Raw genomic sequence first — 17,672 nt, 5'->3', positions numbered from 1 at the left:
AAGATGGCCCATCGGGCAACAAAAAATACATGGCCGCCGATATTATTGCGGTGGCAGCCCCGCAAGCACCCAAATATGCTCATAAACGTACTTACCCAAAGCGGACGAAATTGCTTCCCAAACTTATCTATACACACGCATATCCAGCTGTCATTCAACTGGAATAAAGCCATCTTGCCCAAGGAGATATTTTGATGAATAAACCCTTTATACCTGCTTTCTTTCAATAATATATTTCTTTCCGCAGCTACAGCCTCGCCCTGAAGCGGCCCTGCTATGGCCACTTCTCACCTCTATCCATTTGCTGATGCTATTTCATCCCGGTTACACATCCGGACGTCATCCCCGCATCAAGTCCACCTCTACTGCACTGCAACTATAGGTACTTAGCATAGCCTGGACGGAATCTACATAATGAAAAGGTAATGCTGACTATAACGATGGGAGTCCTTCATCCACTATTTTTTTGATTTTAAAAGCTGAGGGGAGAACGAAGCGGATAAATTCGCTTAGTTCTCCCCTCAGCTTTTAGTCTTTTAAAAACAAAATCCGGGAAACCGTCAACATCCGTATAATCCTGGGAAAGACAAAAATTCGCGCCGAAGGCAATTCCCTACAAATCGTTCATTCCAAAATACTCCACTCCCAGCTGGTATCCCTTCAATCCAAGCCCACAGATGCAACCAATACATTTAGGAGCAATCAGCGAAGTATGCCTGAATTCTTCCCGCGCATATACATTGCTGATATGTATTTCCATTACCGGGGTTTTAATACCTGCAATCGCGTCACGGATCGCAATAGATGTATGTGTATAAGCACCTGCATTCAACAGGATGCCATCGTATGAAAATCCAACTTCATGCAGATAGTTCACCAGTTCTCCTTCTATATTACTCTGAAAATAAGTAAAGGTGACAGCCGGAAATTGTTTTTGCAGATGTTTAAAATAATGCTCGAATGACTCGCTGCCATAAATGCCTGTTTCACGCTTGCCGAGCAGGTTTAAATTAGGCCCGTTAATAATAGCTAGTTGCATGATAATGGTTATGAAATGAAGAATGTAACGAAGATAATTAATCCCGTTTATTATTACTATCGCCGCCCCAGCGGTAGGTTTGTTGTTCAATGCCGGCCAGGTCAATGATACGGTCTACTACCGTAGCCGCCATTTCTTCCAGGTTGGTAGGTACGCTGTAAAAAGAAGGCGTAGCCGGGCAAATAATGCCGCCGGCCATGGTCACCGCTTCCATATTTTTTATGTGAATGAGGTTGTAAGGAGTTTCCCGTACTACACAAATCAGCTTTCTTCTTTCCTTCAACACTACATCTGCTGCGCGTGTAATCAGGTCATTGGAAATACCGGTGGCAATCCTTCCAAGTGTGCCCATGGAACAAGGGCAGATAATCATGGTATTAAATCGTCCGGAACCGGAGGCAAAAGGAGCGTGGAAATCCTGTTGGGTATAAAGGTGGAAAGGCAATTGTTTATAATCTTCGTCTCTCAGTTCTGTTTCCCAAACTGTTTTGGCATTTTCTGTCATCACTACGGCTACCTGGTCCAATTGCTCGTGCGCCGCCTGCAACTTCTGCAACAACTGGCGCGCATAAATGGAACCACTGGCTCCGGTAACTGCTACTACTATACGATGTTTCATTTGGCTATGCTATTGATCATGCAAAGCTAGCCTATTTGCTGCTATTGAAAGCACATCATTATTGCCAGAACCGGCAAAACCAGGCTGGCGGGAAATCAATAAAGAAAAGATTATAACCCGGACTGGGCAACAATTTCATCCATCAGGATACCACTGTGACTTTCATTGTAAATACAGGCGCCGTTGCGGATCACCAATACCTGCGGAGATTCATGAGGTATCTGGTACATTTCCGCTATTTTATTGGATACCGGACGATGGGAGATAAGGTCCRGGTAATAAAACGTTAACCCCTCCGGTTCAGCTGCCCGCTCCAACCTGGCTTTGGCCATCGAGCTGATAGAGCATCGCGTACTGTGCTTAAAAATAGCTACCGGCTGATGAGCTGATACCGCATTGACTTCAGATAGTTGTTCCTCGCTGGTTAACGTTTTCCAATTCATTTAACATGCTTTATTATGTTCTATCGCAGGCGACTTGGCCATCCCTTTCATTGGACACCCTAATTTCTGATGGCTTGCGCAGGACGTTAAGAAAACAGCAAAGATACAAACCATACAGGTGTAGCCCAAAATTCTTACATAAGATTGCATACTGGGAGTTTTATAATTTATAACTAAAACGAAATTTCACAGGAAATATGATACGACCACTTTTTTAATCGTCTTTTGTAACGTTATTTTGCAAATATAGAAAATACATTAAAAAAAACAACAATGTAATTTTCGGATGCTCCGAAATTATCCAGCGTTATGACAAAAGTACATTTTATTGCCATAGGCGGCAGCGTAATGCATCAATTGGCCATTGCGCTCAAAAATAAAGGTTACCAGGTGACCGGCAGCGATGATGAAATTTTCGAACCGGCACTATCAAACCTCCAACAGGCGGGCATTTTACCAGATAACACCGGATGGGATCCCACCCGGATAACACCGGATCTGGACGCGGTCATCCTCGGCATGCACGCCCGGGAAGACAATCCCGAGCTGATAAAAGCCCGGGAAATGCACCTGAAAATCTATTCCTTCCCGGAATACATCTACCAGGAAAGCAAAAATAAAACCCGGGTAGCCATCGGGGGCAGTCATGGTAAAACCACCACTACCGCCATGGTAATGCACGCTTTACAGTATAATCACCAGGCATTTGACTACCTCGTAGGCGCCAGACTCGAAGGTTTCGCCCAATCGGTAAATATTACAGATGCGCCCGTTATTGTATGTGAAGCGGATGAATACCCCGCCTCTGCGATCGAAAAAAGACCCAAATTTCATTTCCTCCACCCGCAGATAGCCGTATTAACAGGCATTGCCTGGGACCATATCAATGTATTTCCCACCTACGAAATATATAAAGAACAGTTTGCCATATTTATCAGGCAGATGGAACCCGGCCAGGTACTGATTTACAACGATGGGGACGAAGAACTCGTACAACTGGTGACTGCCACAGGCGGCCACCTCAAACTCATACCGTATGGTTTGCCAAAACATACCATCGAACAAGGCATTACCCGCGTATACTTCGGCGATCAGGCGGCCAGCCTCGAAGTATTCGGCGACCATAACCTCCTGAACATGCACGCTGCCAAACTGGTATGCAACCAACTGGGACTATCCGATGCGGAATTCCTGGCAGCAATTGCTACCTTTAAGGGCGCCGCTAAAAGACTGGAGCTGGTCGCTAAAAACGATCATTGCGTAATTTATCGTGATTTTGCACACGCTCCTTCCAAGGTGAAAGCCACCATGGAAGCGACCAAACACCAGTTCCCCGACCGGAAACTGGTGGCGGTACTGGAATTACACACCTATAGCAGTTTAAATGCTGATTTCCTGGAACAATACTACGGTGCACTTGATACTGCAGACGTAGCAGCCGTATTTTACAGCAAACATGCCCTGGAAATCAAGAGAATGCCCGATCTTGCCCCGGAACTGATTGCACAACGGTTTGGACGGAACGACCTGCATGTTTTTCACAACAGGGAAAAACTGGAAACCTTTTTATCCGCTCAGAACTATCAGGATACAAACCTGTTATTAATGAGTTCCGGTACATACGATGGCCTTGATTTCAGTAAACTGAAGGAATTATTGCCGAACAATTAAATCACTGAATAAACAAATACTAAATATTATATAATGCCGTCTTTGCTCCTCAAAAGGCCTCTGGCCGTAATCGATCTCGAAACTACAGGTACCAATGTAGCTTCTGATCGTATCATTGAAATTGCTATTATCAAAGTGTTTCCAGACAAAACAACACAGTCCAAAGTGAAACGCATTAACCCCGGAATGCCGATCCCAGCAGGATCTACAGCAATTCATGGTATTAAGGACGAGGATGTAAAAGATGCCCCTACCTTTAAACAGGCCGCCCACGAACTCAAACAGTTTATGGACAACTGCGACCTGGCAGGTTACAATTCCAACCGCTTTGATATTCCTTTACTGGTAGAAGAATTCCTCCGTGCAGAAATAGAATTTGACGTGTCCAAACGCAAATTCGTAGACGTACAAAGGATTTTCCACCTCATGGAAAAACGTACCCTCGGCGCCGCTTACAAGTTTTACTGCGATAAACAACTGGAAAACGCACATAGCGCCGAAGCAGACGCACTGGCTACCTACGAAATACTGGAAGCTCAGCTCGGCCGCTACGAACAATTACAGGAAGATATTGACTCCCTCGCTGATTTTACCAAAGAAGAAGATTATATCGACTTTGCCCGCCGCCTGGTCATGCAGGGCGGAAACGAAGTCTTCAACTTCGGCAAATACAAAGGCCGCTCCGTAAGAGAGGTCCTGAAAGCTGAACCACAGTACTATGACTGGATGATGAAGGCAGATTTTCCACTCAATACCAAACAGAAACTGTCAGAAATCTTTCATAATATGATGTTAAAAAAAATGTAATGTTAATAGGGAACGTCATATCTTGCGCCGGAATTGAATTATTTTCGCAGTCCAAAAATATCATCTGCTGAATTGGAAAAGCTTGTCATCATTCCTACGTACAATGAAAAGGATAATATCCGTAACATCATTGACGCTGTATTTTCCCTACAGGAGAATTTTCATGTCCTCATCGTGGATGACGGATCACCTGACGGTACCGGCGCTATTGTAAAATCATTACAACAGCAACATCCCAACGAATTATTCCTGGAAGAAAGATCCGGCAAACAAGGTCTGGGTACAGCTTATATCCACGGATTCAAATGGGCATTGGCCAGAGGATACCAGTACATTTTTGAAATGGACGCGGATTTCTCCCACAATCCCAAAGACCTGGTACGCCTCTATGATGCCTGTGCCAAAGACGGAGCAGATGTATCTGTAGGCTCCCGCTATGTAAAAGGCGGCAAAACCGAAAACTGGCCATGGGACCGCGCTGTATTGTCTTACGGCGCCTCCATCTATGTAGGTATGATCACCTGGATGCCCGTAAGGGACCCGACAGCTGGATTTGTATGCTACCGTAATACCGTACTGGAAGCCATTAACCTGGACCAGATACAGTTTGTAGGATACGCCTTCCAGATTGAAATGAAATTTACGGCGTGGAAGCTCGGCTTCAAAATCAAGGAAGTAGCCATCACCTTTAAAGACAGAAAAGAAGGATATTCCAAAATGAGCAAAGGCATTGTAAAAGAAGGCGTTCTCGGCGTTCTTARAATACAATGGCAAAGCCTTTTCCGGAATTATGCAGTAAGAGTAAAGAATTAATTACTATACATAAAATTACTGTTTAGGGATTTTTTCATTTTTTTCAAATGAAGAAATCCCTAAATACATTAAGTAGGTTCATGAAAAAAGCATTTCTCCAGCTACATCTCTCCGTATTTCTGGCTGGTTTTACCGGGATCCTGGGTAAGTTGATCTCCCTGAACGAAGGACTGTTAGTATGGTACCGGTTATTGATTACAGCTATTACCCTATATATTTTATTCCGTATCCAGGGCACTTTTAAAAAACTTCCCTGGAAAGATATTTTACCCATCGGCAGCACCGGTGTAATAGTAATGCTGCACTGGCTCTTCTTTTACGGCAGCATCAAATACTCCAATGTATCTATCGGCGTGATCTGCTTTTCTATGACCAGCCTGTTCACCGCCATCTTTGATCCACTGATCAACAGACGCCGTTTCGATGTAGCAGAAATGCTCCTCAGCATGCTCACCCTGCTCGGTATTCTGCTCATTTTCCATTTCGATACCCAATATCGCACCGGCATTATCCTGGGTATTATCTCCGCGATGTTTGCGGCATTATTTACTGTATTTAACAAGCGCCTGATCAAACGATTCGATACGGCTACCATCACTTTTTATGAACTGTCGGCTGGCCTGGTAGTATTGACCATCGGCATGCCTTTTTATATCTATAGTTTCCCGGTAGCCTCTGTGTTGCCATCATCCATGGACCTGCTCTACCTCCTGGTACTGGCCTGGTTTTGTACGGTACTCATGTATTTGCTGAGCATGAATGCACTGAAAAAGATTTCACCTTTTACGGTAAACCTCTGCTTTAACCTGGAACCGGTGTACAGCATTGTGATGGCCTTTGTACTCTTTCATGAAAATAAGTTCCTGAACAACGCCTTCTATGCCGGCCTGGCCTGTATTGTGCTATCGGTAGGATTGCAGATGCTCCGTGTGGTAAAAGGCAAAACCACCACCCATTAAACCACTTATAAAAAAGCACTTACCGCTGCTCCACTCCGTTGGGCTAAAAGCCATTTAATTATTACATTAGCAGCTATGAGAAAAGTTTTTTTAGGGATATCCCTCCTGGGATCTGCCCTTTTTACCTATGCGCAACAACCTGCAAAAAAGCCGCTGGATCACAGTGTATACGACAGCTGGCAAAGCATTGGCACTAAACTGATCAGTAACAACGGACAGTGGGTAGTGTATGCAGTACTCGTTCAGGAAGGTGATGCCAACCTGCTGATCTATGACCGCAAAACAGGTCAGACCACCACCATTCCACGTGGCAGCAACCCGGTGATTACAGAAGATTCCCGCTACGTGATATGCAGCATTAAACCGCTTTTTAAAGATACCCGCGAAGCGAAGATCAAAAAAAAGAAAGCAGCTGAAATGCCCAAAGATTCCCTGGCCGTCATCACCCTGGGACAGCCGGATATCCAGAAATTTCCTGCAGTAAAATCTTTTAAAACACCGGAAAAAGGTAGCGGCTTACTGGCATACCTGCTGGAAAAACCAGCCGCCGATACCGCCAAAGCAAAAGGCAATAAAGCCGCCAAAACCATCGCCGACACCGACCGTGCCGACGAGGACAAAGCCGCCGCCAGCACCACAGAAAGCGGGACCCTGGTGATCCGGCAACTGCTCTCCGGCAAACAGGACTCCATAAAAAATGTAAAGGAATATACTTTCAGCAAACCAGGTAATCAACTGCTGGTAGAAATAGCTGCAGAGAAAAAAGATTCCCTCTCCCGCAACGGCGTGCTCCTGTGGCATACCGCCAATCGTAAAGCAGATACCCTCAGCAGAGGCAACACCGACTACAAACAATTTGCTTTCGATGAAAAAGGGGAACAGGCCGCCTATTTTGGTACACCCGATGGAGAAAAAGCTTTACAACAATTCTATAAACTCTATTACTTCAAATCCGGACAGGACAGTGCCCGGGAAGCAGCCGGCAAAAACAGCAGCGGCATCCCCGCTAACTGGACCATCAGCTCCAACAGCACGATATACTTCAGCAAAGACGGTCAACGCCTCTTCTTTGGTACCGCGCCCATACTACCCGTGAAAGATACTAACGTAGTAGATTTTGAAGTGGCAAAAGTGGATATCTGGAATTATAAAGATGACTATCTGCAGCCCATGCAATTAAAAAATGCAGATAAAGAACTGAAGAGAAGCTACGCCGCCGTGTATTACCCTGGTGCCAACCGGATCGTACAACTAAGTGATAAAGACCTGGAAACCGTGATCACCACGGCAGAAGGAAACAGTCCTAACGCACTCGGCTATACGGATAAAGGAGAACGCGTGCCCATGCAATGGGTAGGCCGCACCCTGAAAACCGCTTACCTCGTAAACGTAAATGATGGCACGAGAAAAAAGATCAAAGAAAAACTGGACGGTAGCTTTTACACCTCTCCCAACGGAAAATATATCATCTGGTACGACCTGGTAAACAGACAATGGTTCAGCTACGATAACGCTACCGGTGCTACTGTAAATATCAGCAAAGGCATTCCTACCAAAGTGTATGATGAAGAAGATGATCATCCGGATGTACCTGAGGCCTACGGCATAGCAGGATGGCTGGCAAACGATGCATCGGTGTATATCTACGATCGCTACGATATCTGGGAAACAGATCCTTCCGGTAAAAAATCACCGGTGAATCTTACACAAAGTATTGGTCGCAAAGAAAAAATACGCTTCCGTTACCTCCGCCTCAATCCGGAAGAAAAATATTTCACACCCGGCCAAAGCCTGATGCTGACTGCATTCCAGGACAGCACCAAATATAACGGCTTCTACCAACAGGAATTACCAGGTAAAAACGGGAAAATAAAGGCAGCCAGGCAAATTGTGTTAGGCCCCTATTCCTATACAGATTTACAGCAGGCAAAAGACGCAAAAATATATACGCTCACGAAGAGCAGTTATGAATTATCACCCGATATATTCACAGGAGATAATATTGCGCAGGCAACCCGGATCAGTCATACCAATCCTCAACAACAGGACTATAACTGGGGCACTGCTTCCTTGTACAAATGGACTACCTTCAGCGGTAAACCAGCAGAAGGTATTCTCTATAAACCGGAAAATTTTGATGCTACAAAACAGTATCCTGTTATCTTCTATTTCTATGAGAAATTAACAGATGGTTTATATAGCTATCAGGCCCCCGCACCTACCCCATCCCGGCTGAACATTTCGTTCTTTGTTAGCCGCGGCTACCTCGTATTTACACCGGATATCAGCTATGAAAACGGCTACCCGGGCAAAAGCGCCTACGATTATATTGTCAGTGCAGCAGAAGACCTGGCTAAAAAGCCCTGGGCAGACGGCAAAAATATGGGGATACAGGGACAGAGCTGGGGCGGCTACCAGGTAGCTTACCTGATCACGCAAACCAACCTGTTTAAGGCAGCATGGGCAGGCGCTCCGGTGGCCAACATGACCAGCGCCTATGGTGGTATTCGCTGGGAAAGCGGCATGAACAGGCAGTTCCAGTACGAACACTCACAAAGTCGTATCGGCGCTACCTTATGGGAAAAGCCAGAGCTCTACATAGAAAACTCTCCGCTCTTTAACCTGCCCCGCGTTACTACGCCGGTGGCGATTATGTCTAACGACGCAGACGGCGCAGTTCCCTGGTACCAGGGCATTGAAATGTTCACCGGCTTACGGCGTTTAGGCAAGCCCGTTTGGTTGCTGAACTATAACAACGAAGCACATAACCTGATACAACGTCAAAACCGTAAAGATATTCAACGCAGAGAGCAACAGTTCTTTGATCACTTCCTGAAAGGCGCGCCAGCACCACAATGGCTGGAAAGCGGTGTACCTGCAACAGAGAAGGGAATTAACTGGGGCTGGGATCTGCAACAGTAAAATCATGATCGTAAAAAAACGCTACAAGCGCCTGATAGAGGGGTTTGTAGCGTTTTTTGTTTGTATAGAGAGAGGTGGTAATAATTAAATTATCATATTTATAATCATGCTGCAAATTGCTGCTGTAGCGGATTATAGCTTTTTGTTAATACAAAAAGTTTAAGGTTTGGATAACCAACATGACGGATGGATTTTAAATCTTTGGAGTAATCAATAACAATATAAAACGTATGGACAGCAAAGAACAAGAGCTTAGAATCTTATCGGAAAAAGTAATGCGCGGCCTGAGAATAGCCATGCGCAAACTTGTTGAAACCACTGCTGCTAAAAATGGGACACTGGTGGTATCTGATGGAAAGGGCAACCCTATAGAGGTCCCTGCAAAAGATCTATTAAAAAAATTAAAATAGAGGCCCCAGGGCTTCTTCCCCCTCCTCAAATATATTTTTCATAATATAAAACATTTAACATATATTTACAATAACATCGCCACTTTAGCGTATGGTGTGAATTTGCAGCGATAGCGATATCCCTTAACACCACATTTATTGTACCTATGAACTTCCATATCTATCATCCTGCGGATGCATTACGTCCTTTTGTAAAGCAATATTATTTCTGGGAAGATAATACCCGGGGAACAATTCAGCTGCCACAAAACCTGTTTGCTCTTGGCGATCAGTACATGGTATTCATCCTGGAAGGGAAAGCGGAAATTAAACCACTGAACCACAGAGCATTTGCCTTACCTGCCACTTCGGTGCTGGGGCATCTTACCTGCGCCTGTCAGTTACAGGTTCAGGGACCGGTAAAAGTTGCCGTGGTACAATTAAATGCTTACGGGTGTCATCGCCTGCTGGGACTCGATGCGGCCGGCTTCACCAACTATTATCGCAACCTGGCAGCTACGGGGCAACCACTATGGGATGAACTGCTCAACAACTTACATCATATTCAGGAACCAAAACAAGTAGAAACCTTGCTGGATAACGCTTGTCTGCAGGCATTAACAGCACAGACAGATAACCTTAAAGCCGTGGATGATATGGTAGACTACATGCTGATTATGCAGGGCAACGTGGAAGTACCTGAACTCTCCTCCCGATATGGACTTTCCCGTCCTACCCTGGAACGTATATTCAGCACCGTAGTAGGTATTCCGCCTCAGTTGTTTGCGAGGATGATCCGGTATAAAACAGCACTGAGCTCTCTGCGGCAGTTAAATTTGCCGGAATGGCAAACGCCTATTACCGCTACTGCTTATTACAATCAGGCGATGTTTATACAGGATTACCTGTTATTTAATCACGAAACACCTTCTTACTTTGCACCCGCTGCAGCCGCTACTATTGCACATATGCCGGTTACAGGCCCGCACCAGGTGGCAGTAGCCAGTTAATATTTCCGGAATAAAAATATTACCTTATTTTAGTGAGCTTAATGCTAACTGAATATGGAAACCATTGACGTACATGAAGGGGAATATCATATCTCCTCAGATAAAACGCGGCTTGACCTGAACGCTATTCACGATTACCTGTCCAAAGAATCTTACTGGGCACAAAACATCCCTTTCGATATCGTTCAAAAATCCGTAACAGGATCTTTATGCTTTGGCGTATTTCATGAAAACAAACAAATAGGCTTTGCCAGGGTCATTACTGACGGCGCTACCTTTGGCTACCTGGGAGATGTATATATACTGGAACCCTACCGCGGTAAAGGACTCTCTAAATTCCTGATGCACACCATTTCAGCCCATCCCGACCTGCAGGGATTAAGACGCATGCTGCTGGTTACATTAGATGCCCATGGATTATACCGGCAGTTTGGTTATACAGACGTTCCTAACCCGGAAAAATTTATGCAGCGTCACAACCCGGACGCATACACGAAAAAAGAACAATAACCATACTTTTTGTTTAACTTACTGTTATAACAGGCATCTATGCAATATTCTGCAGCGCACTGGCGTGAACAACTCAAACTGCAATCCCATGTGGAAGGAGGTGCTTTCCGTGAAACCTACCGTTCTGAGTGGGTACTGGATATGACTACTTTGCCGGCGGGCATGACCGGCAACCGTAATGCATCTACCTGCATTTATTTTTTACTGGAAGAAGGAGAATTCTCTGCATTCCATCGTATTGCGGCTGATGAAATCTGGCATTTTTATGATGGGCATACCCTCACTATTTACGAAATAGCTCCGGGTGGTCAGCTCCTGGTACACAAACTAGGACGTGATATCGCTAACGGCGAAAACTTACAGGTCATCATCTCCGCAGGTAACTGGTTTGCCTCCCGCGTGGAAGTCCCCGGAGGCTATGCCCTCACCGGCTGCACTGTGGCGCCAGGGTTTGATTTCGCGGACTTTGAACTGGCAGAAAAAGCGCCCCTGCAGGCTGCCTACCCGGAACATGCCGCGTTGATAGACAGTCTCACCAGCTAACGCCAACAGCAATAACAAACTTCGTCTATAACGGCAGGTTATCATCTTGAATGGCAACCTGCCTCCCTGAATTTACCATACCGGCTCCCCTCCTGCCGTAACGGCCACGGCTACTCGCTGTCAGCTGCCAACTTTTTATTAATTTACAGGTATGAAAAAAATCTTCTACCTCGTTATACTGGTTTTATTAGCCGTCCTGATATTCTGGCTGGGCAAACGTTTTGGCAGTACCAATGTGAGTCAGCAGGTGATATCCAACAGCACTATTGTAAAGGAAATTGCGGAACTGGCCAGCCTGGATGTACAGGGATCTGCCAGCATTAAAAGAAGTAATATCGAAAACAACGGCGACTGGACCGATAATCTGAAGAAGACTTTCCTGGAAAATACGGTATGGGTAACAATTCCTTACCAGGCTAAATTCGGAGTTAATATAGACGACAAGCTGTTTAAAGTACAGCTCACAGATAAAAAGATCATTATCCATCTGCCGGCTCCCCACCTGCTCAGCTATGAGCTGAAAATGGACAGGATGGAAACGTCCAACCGCAAAGGCTGGCTGCTGGCACAGGACGATGAAACCTATACCGATGTACAAAAAAAGCTGTACCAGACTTCCCGCGCTCAACTGGAAAATAACGCGCTGTATATTCAGCAGTCCAAAGAAAAAATAAGGAAAGTAATGGAGCAGTATTATGCACCATTTCTAAAAGATCATACCCTGGAAATACAATACGATGGCGAAACAAAGCTGCCTGAACTGAAGTAGGCTCCCTACGCCGCCTGTTCTGCAATGTACTTTACCAGGCTTCTTTTCGCAACAGGTAACAACGTTTCATCTACCGGCACTACCAGGGGCGTTTCCGCGCAATACACTGCAGGGTTGGGTAAGTTGTTCCGCTCCCTGATCAGCATCGCTTTAATATGCCCGATGGTATGCACAAAGTCCTTTTTGTATTCCTGCACATACTGTGTGTGAATACCCCGAAACTTTTCATCGTGCCGTTCGAAGATGGTGAGCCGGTAAGTGTACACCAGCGTATGACTGCAACGTCCATCGCAAAGCAGCAGGTACCCTTCCGCTGTTTCAAGCGGAACAAGCCCCACCGGGAAAATGCTCAGGTTGTCGGCTACATACTCGTAAATCTCTGCTCCTTCTTTAATAGTGTTGTTTAGCTGAGGCAAAGAATACTGAATGATCGTTTCCAACTCCTCCATTAACTCATCGTCTGCAATGAGCTGTTCATATAAGAGCTCCAGCTTTTGCAGATTAATGGCCGTGAGCCGTTTGGGAAACTGCTGTTGCAAAAACTGCTTGTTATCCCGAAAGGCTACCAGGTTGTTGTAATGAAAAATAATGTCGGATAACTGGGGGTACAGCTTGCTTTGTGTGAAGTAATGATTGATGTCCTGTAAATAGGCCAATAGGGTATATTTCTTCAGCTCAAAGTCAATATAACCATCAGCAAACCAGGTTTCACTTAACGCTCCCATAGCAATTAAATTTAATGGATCATGTACTGAATTTACGAAAAAAAAACCGCAAAAAGGAGCGCTTTTTGTTAATAGAGCAGTATTTTAAATAATATTTCTACGCCTGTCAAACTTCACACTACAAAGGATCTAACATAGTAATATGGTAGCAAAAAAGAGGGTATTAACAAAAATATTTTGAAGCTGACTTTTTTATTAGCGTAATTTTCATAACTTCAGTATATTATTTTTCATTTTTTTAATTTCAGTTATCATGAACATTTACGTAGCCAACCTGCACTATAGGTTGAACGATGAGGATCTCCATCAGATTTTCAGCGATTTTGGAGAGGTTACCTCCGCTAAGGTTATCAAAGACCACGAAACTGGCCGCTCACGTGGTTTTGGCTTTGTGGAAATGCCTAATCAAGAAGAAGGAGCAAAGGCTATGGATAGTTTGAACGGCAGCGAAATCGAAGGTAAGCAATTGATGGTAAACGAAGCAAGACCTAAACAACCGAATAATAATTTCAAAGGTGGCGGTGGTAATAACCGTGGCGGCGGAGGATATGGTTCCCGCGACCGTCGTTATTAATAATCCCCTTTATTCGGCACAAAGGAACTGGAAAAGGCGCTCTAACGAGCGCCTTTTTACTTTTAAATAGCTTTTAGCTGTTAGCTTTTAGCTTTTAGCAAAATGCAGCGGAGATAAACATATTACTATGTTCTCCGCTGCATTTTCCTAAAAGCTAAAAGCTAACAGCTAAAAGCTATTTAAATTCCTCTCTTGGGATCAAAATGTTCCAGCTCCTGTGCTACTGCACTCAGGAAGGTAGCGCCCAGGGAACCGTCTACAATACGGTGATCATAAGACATAGACAGGTACATCATATGCCTGATACCGATCGTATCTCCCTCCGCAGTTTCTATTACCATTGGACGTTTCTTGATAGCACCTACCGCCAGGATAGCTACCTGTGGCTGGTTGATGATAGGTGTACCCATCAGGCTACCAAAAGTGCCTACGTTGGTCATGGTAAAAGTACCGCTCTGGGTATCTTCCGGCTTCAGCTTATTCTGACGGGCAGAATTAGCCAGGTGGTTTACCTGTTTGGTGAGGCCTACCAGGTTCAGTTGATCTGCATTTTTGATCACAGGAACGATCAGGTTACCGCTTGGTAAAGCCGCAGCCATTCCTATATTGATATCTTTCTTAATAATAATTTTATCACCGTCCAGGGAGCAGTTGATCAACGGGAAACGCTTGATACACTTCACAATAGCCTCTACAAACAGGGGCGTAAAAGTAAGCTTCTCTCCTTCACGTTTTTCGAAATCACCTTTCACCCGGTCACGCCATTTCACCAGGTTGGTTACATCGGCTTCAGCGAAGCTGGTCACATGCGGACTGGTTTGTTTGCTCATCACCATGTGATTGGCAATCAGCTTACGCATACGATCCATTTCCACGATTTCTACATTGCCACTATAGGTAGGCGATGCAACAGTGGTATTGGTGACTACCGGCTGACGGGATACCGCAGAAGATACTGGTTCCGGTGTTACATCCGCTACCACTTTCCCTTCGCGGCGGTCTGCCACGTATTGTAAGATGTCTTTTTTAGTAACACGGCCATCGTTGCCGGAGCCCGGAATCTTTTCCAGGTCAGCAAAGCTGACACCTTCCTGTTGTGCAATGGTCAGTACCAGGGGAGAATAAAACTTAGCACCACCAGCAGAAACAGCGGTTTCAACAGCAGGTGTGTGTGCCGGCGCCGATGTAAATCTCGGCTCAGAAACAGCCGCAGGAGCTGCAGGTGTTACAGGTGCAGTAGCCGCCGCTGCATCGGCATTGGTATTAATACGGGCTATGACAGTACCTACTGCCACTACATCATTTTCATTAAAGAGCACTTCCGTGATCTCTCCTTCTGCAATAGAAGGTACTTCGCTATCCACTTTGTCAGTGGCAATTTCAAGTACGGTTTCATCTACTTTTACGTGATCGCCCGCCTTTTTATGCCAACGCAAAATGGTGGCTTCCATGATGCTTTCCCCCATTTTTGGCATTACCAATTCTACAATGGCCATAAGATTGATTTTTGCTTTAGTGCGCAACAAAAATAAGGGAATTGTAGCAATTCAAAATGACTCAATATCCCTATTGCAGAATGAGTTTGCGCAACTCATTCATAGCGTAAACCGCGGTCATCTGCGTATTCCGTTCCCGGTCATACCGCAACTGAAACTTTACAGTATTAATTGTGTCTTTATTTCCTACTGCAACCCATACCGTACCTACCGGTTTTTCCGGGGTACCACCATCAGGTCCCATGATGCCGGATACCGCAATAGCATAGTCGGTGTCCAGCAGCGATAACGCACCAGCCACCATTTCTTTCACTACCGCTTCACTTACAGCACCTTGTGTTTGCAACGTTTCCGGCTTTACGCCCAACACCTGCTCTTTTGTCTCATATGCATACGCCACCACACTTCCCTTAAAATAAGCAGAGCTGCCGGGAATAGCTGTAATCCAGCTGGCTATCAGTCCACCGGTGCAGCTTTCTGCCGTAGCTACGGTTTTACCCCTTTCTTTTAATAATTGTCCCAATACCTCTCCCATCGTCATATCCCGGTCGGTGACCACTATATCCGCCACCAAATCCTTCAACTCATGAAACAGGATACTCACCTCTGCTGCTACCGATAACTTATCCTTACCAAATGCGGTAAGCCGCAACTTCAGTAGGCTATAACTGGGCAGATACGCCAGCTTTACGTGTGCCGGCAGTTTTACTTCGAAAGCGGTCAGCCGCTCCGCAACAAATGATTCTCCCATACCGGAAGTAATCAATGTCTGATGTATTACTGCAGGGGTATCAAAATGCTTTCCCAACTGTGGCAACACATAATTCTCCATGATTCCCTGCATTTCATGCGGCACGCCGGGCATAGATACATAGATCTTCCCGTCTTTCTCAAACCACATTCCTGGTGCAGTTCCCCTTTTATTGTCAATCACAGTAGCCGATTCCGGTACCAGGCTCTGATCAAGATTACGCTGCAGTAAAGCCAATCCCCGGCTTTCAAAAATATGCAGCACATTTTCGAGGGCCGCTTCATTTTGAACCAGCCTGGTATTAAAATACTCACAAAGCGTGGGCTTGGTGATATCATCTGCCGTAGGCCCTAACCCTCCGGTAATTAATACAATATCAGAAACAGCTGCCTCACGGGCCAACGCTTCCAGGATATCTTCCTTCACATCGCCAATGGCTACACGCCGGTGGACCCATATCCCCATTGCATTCAACTGCTGCGCTATCCAGGCAGAATTGGTATCTATCGTTTGTCCTATCAGCAATTCATCCCCAATAGTAATAATGCTGGTTGTGATCTTATCCATATATGAGATTTAAGCTTTTAGCAGTTAGCTTTTAGCTTTTAGGCAATGCAGCGAAGATTAACATAATACCCTCTCCGCTGCATTGCCTAAAAGCTAAAAACTAACTGCTAAAAGCTGCTAAAAAACGGTTCTAATCTCTTCTTCAGCTCTTCCGGCAAACCGGCTTTCTGCTTTGTATTCACATCAATGAATACCAGTGTGGTCACGCCCACATTCAGTAATTCATTCTTCTCGTTATACAACTCACTGTGAAACTGTATCTTAGAACTCTTCGGCAACTCCCGGAGTGTAGTCTTTACCGTTATAAGGTCATCATAATATGCCGGCCGCAGGTATTTTACATTCAATTCTGCTACGGGCATGATAACACCCTGATCTTCCAGCTCTCTGTAGGTAAAACCCAGCTCCCGGATGGCTTCCGCCCTTCCTACCTCATAATACAGCCCATAATTGCCATAATAAAGATATCCCATCTGGTCTGTTTCACCATAACGCACCCTGATCGTTGTTGTACTGATAAACATGTTTCCTCGCTATTTTATACCCAAAACGYTTACTTGAAAATTTTATTTGCCCAGGGCGCCATCGATCGAAAATTTACCCGGCCCCGTAAACAACAATGTTACAAAGGCTGCCAGGAAAAAAACAGGCAATTCTTTTTCATCGAGGGGCTTATGCGCCTGGATCATAAAAATAATCACACTCATACAGATCACCAATGGGATAGAAGCCAGTCTGGTCAACAGTCCCATGATCAGTAATACCGCACAAAACACCTCCGCAAATACCGTCATACCCAAAGAAATTTTGTGACCTACACCCAATGGATCCGGAAAAGAATTCATTTTGGCAGTAAAATTGATCAGCTTGGGCCAGCCGTGCATCAATATCATCCCTCCGAATACCAGTCGGAGTACCAGCATAGAAAAACTTACGGCGCCATTTGTGTAACCGGTTGAGAACAGTTTTCTCATAGTAGGTAAGGTTTTTGTACTAAAAATTATTTTTCGCAAGATAAATGAATAGACTTTGCCTTGCTTCCGGAGTTATCCACATTGTTGGAAA

General features: G+C 45.1%; 19 protein-coding genes. 11 read left to right on the top strand and 8 right to left on the bottom strand.

Annotated features, from left to right (window positions below; genetic code table 11):
- Positions 1-613: 613 nt before the first annotated feature.
- The 3 genes from aroQ to ytxJ all read right to left on the bottom strand — a co-directional run bounded on the left by aroQ (position 614) and on the right by ytxJ (position 2,101).
- The gene (aroQ, locus tag AC1DP6_RS17165) at positions 614-1,039 is read right to left on the bottom strand and encodes a type II 3-dehydroquinate dehydratase (RefSeq protein ID WP_441574581.1); all 426 of its coding nucleotides are present in this window, start codon (positions 1,037-1,039) and stop codon (positions 614-616) included.
- Positions 1,040-1,076: 37 nt separating this feature from the next.
- Positions 1,077-1,658: a UbiX family flavin prenyltransferase gene (locus AC1DP6_RS17160; RefSeq protein ID WP_441574582.1), complete on the bottom strand. Its 582-nt coding sequence runs from the start codon at positions 1,656-1,658 to the stop codon at positions 1,077-1,079.
- Positions 1,659-1,768: 110 nt separating this feature from the next.
- A complete protein-coding gene (ytxJ, locus tag AC1DP6_RS17155) occupies positions 1,769-2,101 on the bottom strand; it encodes a bacillithiol system redox-active protein YtxJ (protein ID WP_477055922.1) in 333 nt (110 codons plus the stop codon).
- A 309-nt stretch (positions 2,102-2,410) separates the two neighbouring features.
- Between ytxJ and AC1DP6_RS17150 the strand changes: the two genes are divergently transcribed.
- The 10 genes from AC1DP6_RS17150 (at position 2,411) to AC1DP6_RS17105 (ending at position 12,494) form a co-directional block, all read left to right on the top strand.
- A complete protein-coding gene (locus AC1DP6_RS17150; protein WP_477055921.1) occupies positions 2,411-3,772 on the top strand; it encodes a UDP-N-acetylmuramate--L-alanine ligase in 1,362 nt (453 codons plus the stop codon).
- Between the two features lie 33 nt (positions 3,773-3,805).
- The gene (locus AC1DP6_RS17145) at positions 3,806-4,579 is read left to right on the top strand and encodes an exonuclease domain-containing protein (RefSeq protein WP_441574585.1); all 774 of its coding nucleotides are present in this window, start codon (positions 3,806-3,808) and stop codon (positions 4,577-4,579) included.
- A gap of 72 nt (positions 4,580-4,651) precedes the next feature.
- A complete protein-coding gene (locus AC1DP6_RS17140) occupies positions 4,652-5,392 on the top strand; it encodes a polyprenol monophosphomannose synthase (RefSeq protein WP_477055920.1) in 741 nt (246 codons plus the stop codon).
- An 80-nt stretch (positions 5,393-5,472) separates the two neighbouring features.
- Positions 5,473-6,351, top strand: coding sequence for a DMT family transporter (locus AC1DP6_RS17135; RefSeq protein ID WP_477055919.1), 879 nt, complete (start codon positions 5,473-5,475; stop codon positions 6,349-6,351).
- A 75-nt stretch (positions 6,352-6,426) separates the two neighbouring features.
- Positions 6,427-9,273: an alpha/beta hydrolase family protein gene (locus tag AC1DP6_RS17130; RefSeq protein WP_477055918.1), complete on the top strand. Its 2,847-nt coding sequence runs from the start codon at positions 6,427-6,429 to the stop codon at positions 9,271-9,273.
- Between the two features lie 230 nt (positions 9,274-9,503).
- Positions 9,504-9,683: a hypothetical protein gene (locus AC1DP6_RS17125; RefSeq protein WP_477055917.1), complete on the top strand. Its 180-nt coding sequence runs from the start codon at positions 9,504-9,506 to the stop codon at positions 9,681-9,683.
- A gap of 146 nt (positions 9,684-9,829) precedes the next feature.
- The gene (locus tag AC1DP6_RS17120) at positions 9,830-10,672 is read left to right on the top strand and encodes a DUF6597 domain-containing transcriptional factor (protein WP_477055916.1); all 843 of its coding nucleotides are present in this window, start codon (positions 9,830-9,832) and stop codon (positions 10,670-10,672) included.
- Between the two features lie 54 nt (positions 10,673-10,726).
- A complete protein-coding gene (locus AC1DP6_RS17115; protein ID WP_477055915.1) occupies positions 10,727-11,182 on the top strand; it encodes a GNAT family N-acetyltransferase in 456 nt (151 codons plus the stop codon).
- 39 nt (positions 11,183-11,221) lie between these two features.
- Positions 11,222-11,725, top strand: a complete 504-nt coding sequence (locus AC1DP6_RS17110) for a cupin domain-containing protein (protein ID WP_477055914.1) — start codon at positions 11,222-11,224, stop codon at positions 11,723-11,725.
- A gap of 151 nt (positions 11,726-11,876) precedes the next feature.
- Complete coding sequence (locus tag AC1DP6_RS17105; RefSeq protein ID WP_477055913.1) at positions 11,877-12,494, top strand: DUF4230 domain-containing protein; 618 nt, start codon at positions 11,877-11,879, stop codon at positions 12,492-12,494.
- 5 nt (positions 12,495-12,499) lie between these two features.
- Here AC1DP6_RS17105 and AC1DP6_RS17100 read toward each other — a convergent pair whose 3' ends face one another.
- Positions 12,500-13,219, bottom strand: a complete 720-nt coding sequence (locus AC1DP6_RS17100) for a hypothetical protein (RefSeq protein ID WP_477055912.1) — start codon at positions 13,217-13,219, stop codon at positions 12,500-12,502.
- Positions 13,220-13,472: 253 nt separating this feature from the next.
- On the opposite strand from AC1DP6_RS17100, the gene AC1DP6_RS17095 reads away from it, so the two are divergent.
- On the top strand, positions 13,473-13,793 hold the full coding sequence (locus AC1DP6_RS17095; protein WP_079468754.1) for an RNA recognition motif domain-containing protein: 321 nt from the start codon (positions 13,473-13,475) through the stop codon (positions 13,791-13,793).
- A gap of 179 nt (positions 13,794-13,972) precedes the next feature.
- Here the strand turns inward: AC1DP6_RS17095 and AC1DP6_RS17090 are convergent, their stop codons facing one another.
- From AC1DP6_RS17090 to AC1DP6_RS17075, 4 genes are all read right to left on the bottom strand, one after another.
- On the bottom strand, positions 13,973-15,289 hold the full coding sequence (locus tag AC1DP6_RS17090) for a dihydrolipoamide acetyltransferase family protein (RefSeq protein ID WP_477055911.1): 1,317 nt from the start codon (positions 15,287-15,289) through the stop codon (positions 13,973-13,975).
- A 70-nt stretch (positions 15,290-15,359) separates the two neighbouring features.
- Complete coding sequence (locus AC1DP6_RS17085; RefSeq protein ID WP_477055910.1) at positions 15,360-16,607, bottom strand: CinA family nicotinamide mononucleotide deamidase-related protein; 1,248 nt, start codon at positions 16,605-16,607, stop codon at positions 15,360-15,362.
- 107 nt (positions 16,608-16,714) lie between these two features.
- The gene (locus tag AC1DP6_RS17080) at positions 16,715-17,131 is read right to left on the bottom strand and encodes an acyl-CoA thioesterase (RefSeq protein WP_477055909.1); all 417 of its coding nucleotides are present in this window, start codon (positions 17,129-17,131) and stop codon (positions 16,715-16,717) included.
- 42 nt (positions 17,132-17,173) lie between these two features.
- Positions 17,174-17,581, bottom strand: coding sequence for a DoxX family protein (locus AC1DP6_RS17075; protein ID WP_441574599.1), 408 nt, complete (start codon positions 17,579-17,581; stop codon positions 17,174-17,176).
- Positions 17,582-17,672: the final 91 nt, after the last annotated feature.

This window comes from Chitinophaga sp. 01L420 (assembly GCF_056399985.1).
The sequence above is the reverse complement of the archived record's forward strand: the minus strand, read 5'-3'. Positions and strand labels throughout refer to the sequence as shown.

Excerpts from the sequence above, each read along its gene's own strand:
- AC1DP6_RS17085 (WP_477055910.1), bottom strand. The coding sequence starts at position 16,607 with ATGGATAAGATCACAACCAGCATTATTACTATTGGGGATGAATTGCTG.
- AC1DP6_RS17095 (WP_079468754.1), top strand. The coding sequence starts at position 13,473 with ATGAACATTTACGTAGCCAACCTGCACTATAGGTTGAACGATGAGGAT.
- AC1DP6_RS17100 (WP_477055912.1), bottom strand. The coding sequence starts at position 13,219 with ATGGGAGCGTTAAGTGAAACCTGGTTTGCTGATGGTTATATTGACTTT.
- AC1DP6_RS17115 (WP_477055915.1), top strand. The coding sequence starts at position 10,727 with ATGGAAACCATTGACGTACATGAAGGGGAATATCATATCTCCTCAGAT.
- AC1DP6_RS17150 (WP_477055921.1), top strand. The coding sequence starts at position 2,411 with ATGACAAAAGTACATTTTATTGCCATAGGCGGCAGCGTAATGCATCAA.
- AC1DP6_RS17105 (WP_477055913.1), top strand. The coding sequence starts at position 11,877 with ATGAAAAAAATCTTCTACCTCGTTATACTGGTTTTATTAGCCGTCCTG.
- AC1DP6_RS17145 (WP_441574585.1), top strand. The coding sequence starts at position 3,806 with ATGCCGTCTTTGCTCCTCAAAAGGCCTCTGGCCGTAATCGATCTCGAA.
- aroQ (WP_441574581.1), bottom strand. The coding sequence starts at position 1,039 with ATGCAACTAGCTATTATTAACGGGCCTAATTTAAACCTGCTCGGCAAG.
- AC1DP6_RS17075 (WP_441574599.1), bottom strand. The coding sequence starts at position 17,581 with ATGAGAAAACTGTTCTCAACCGGTTACACAAATGGCGCCGTAAGTTTT.
- AC1DP6_RS17160 (WP_441574582.1), bottom strand. The coding sequence starts at position 1,658 with ATGAAACATCGTATAGTAGTAGCAGTTACCGGAGCCAGTGGTTCCATT.
- AC1DP6_RS17120 (WP_477055916.1), top strand. The coding sequence starts at position 9,830 with ATGAACTTCCATATCTATCATCCTGCGGATGCATTACGTCCTTTTGTA.
- AC1DP6_RS17125 (WP_477055917.1), top strand. The coding sequence starts at position 9,504 with ATGGACAGCAAAGAACAAGAGCTTAGAATCTTATCGGAAAAAGTAATG.
- AC1DP6_RS17090 (WP_477055911.1), bottom strand. The coding sequence starts at position 15,289 with ATGGCCATTGTAGAATTGGTAATGCCAAAAATGGGGGAAAGCATCATG.
- AC1DP6_RS17135 (WP_477055919.1), top strand. The coding sequence starts at position 5,473 with ATGAAAAAAGCATTTCTCCAGCTACATCTCTCCGTATTTCTGGCTGGT.
- AC1DP6_RS17130 (WP_477055918.1), top strand. The coding sequence starts at position 6,427 with ATGAGAAAAGTTTTTTTAGGGATATCCCTCCTGGGATCTGCCCTTTTT.
- AC1DP6_RS17110 (WP_477055914.1), top strand. The coding sequence starts at position 11,222 with ATGCAATATTCTGCAGCGCACTGGCGTGAACAACTCAAACTGCAATCC.
- AC1DP6_RS17080 (WP_477055909.1), bottom strand. The coding sequence starts at position 17,131 with ATGTTTATCAGTACAACAACGATCAGGGTGCGTTATGGTGAAACAGAC.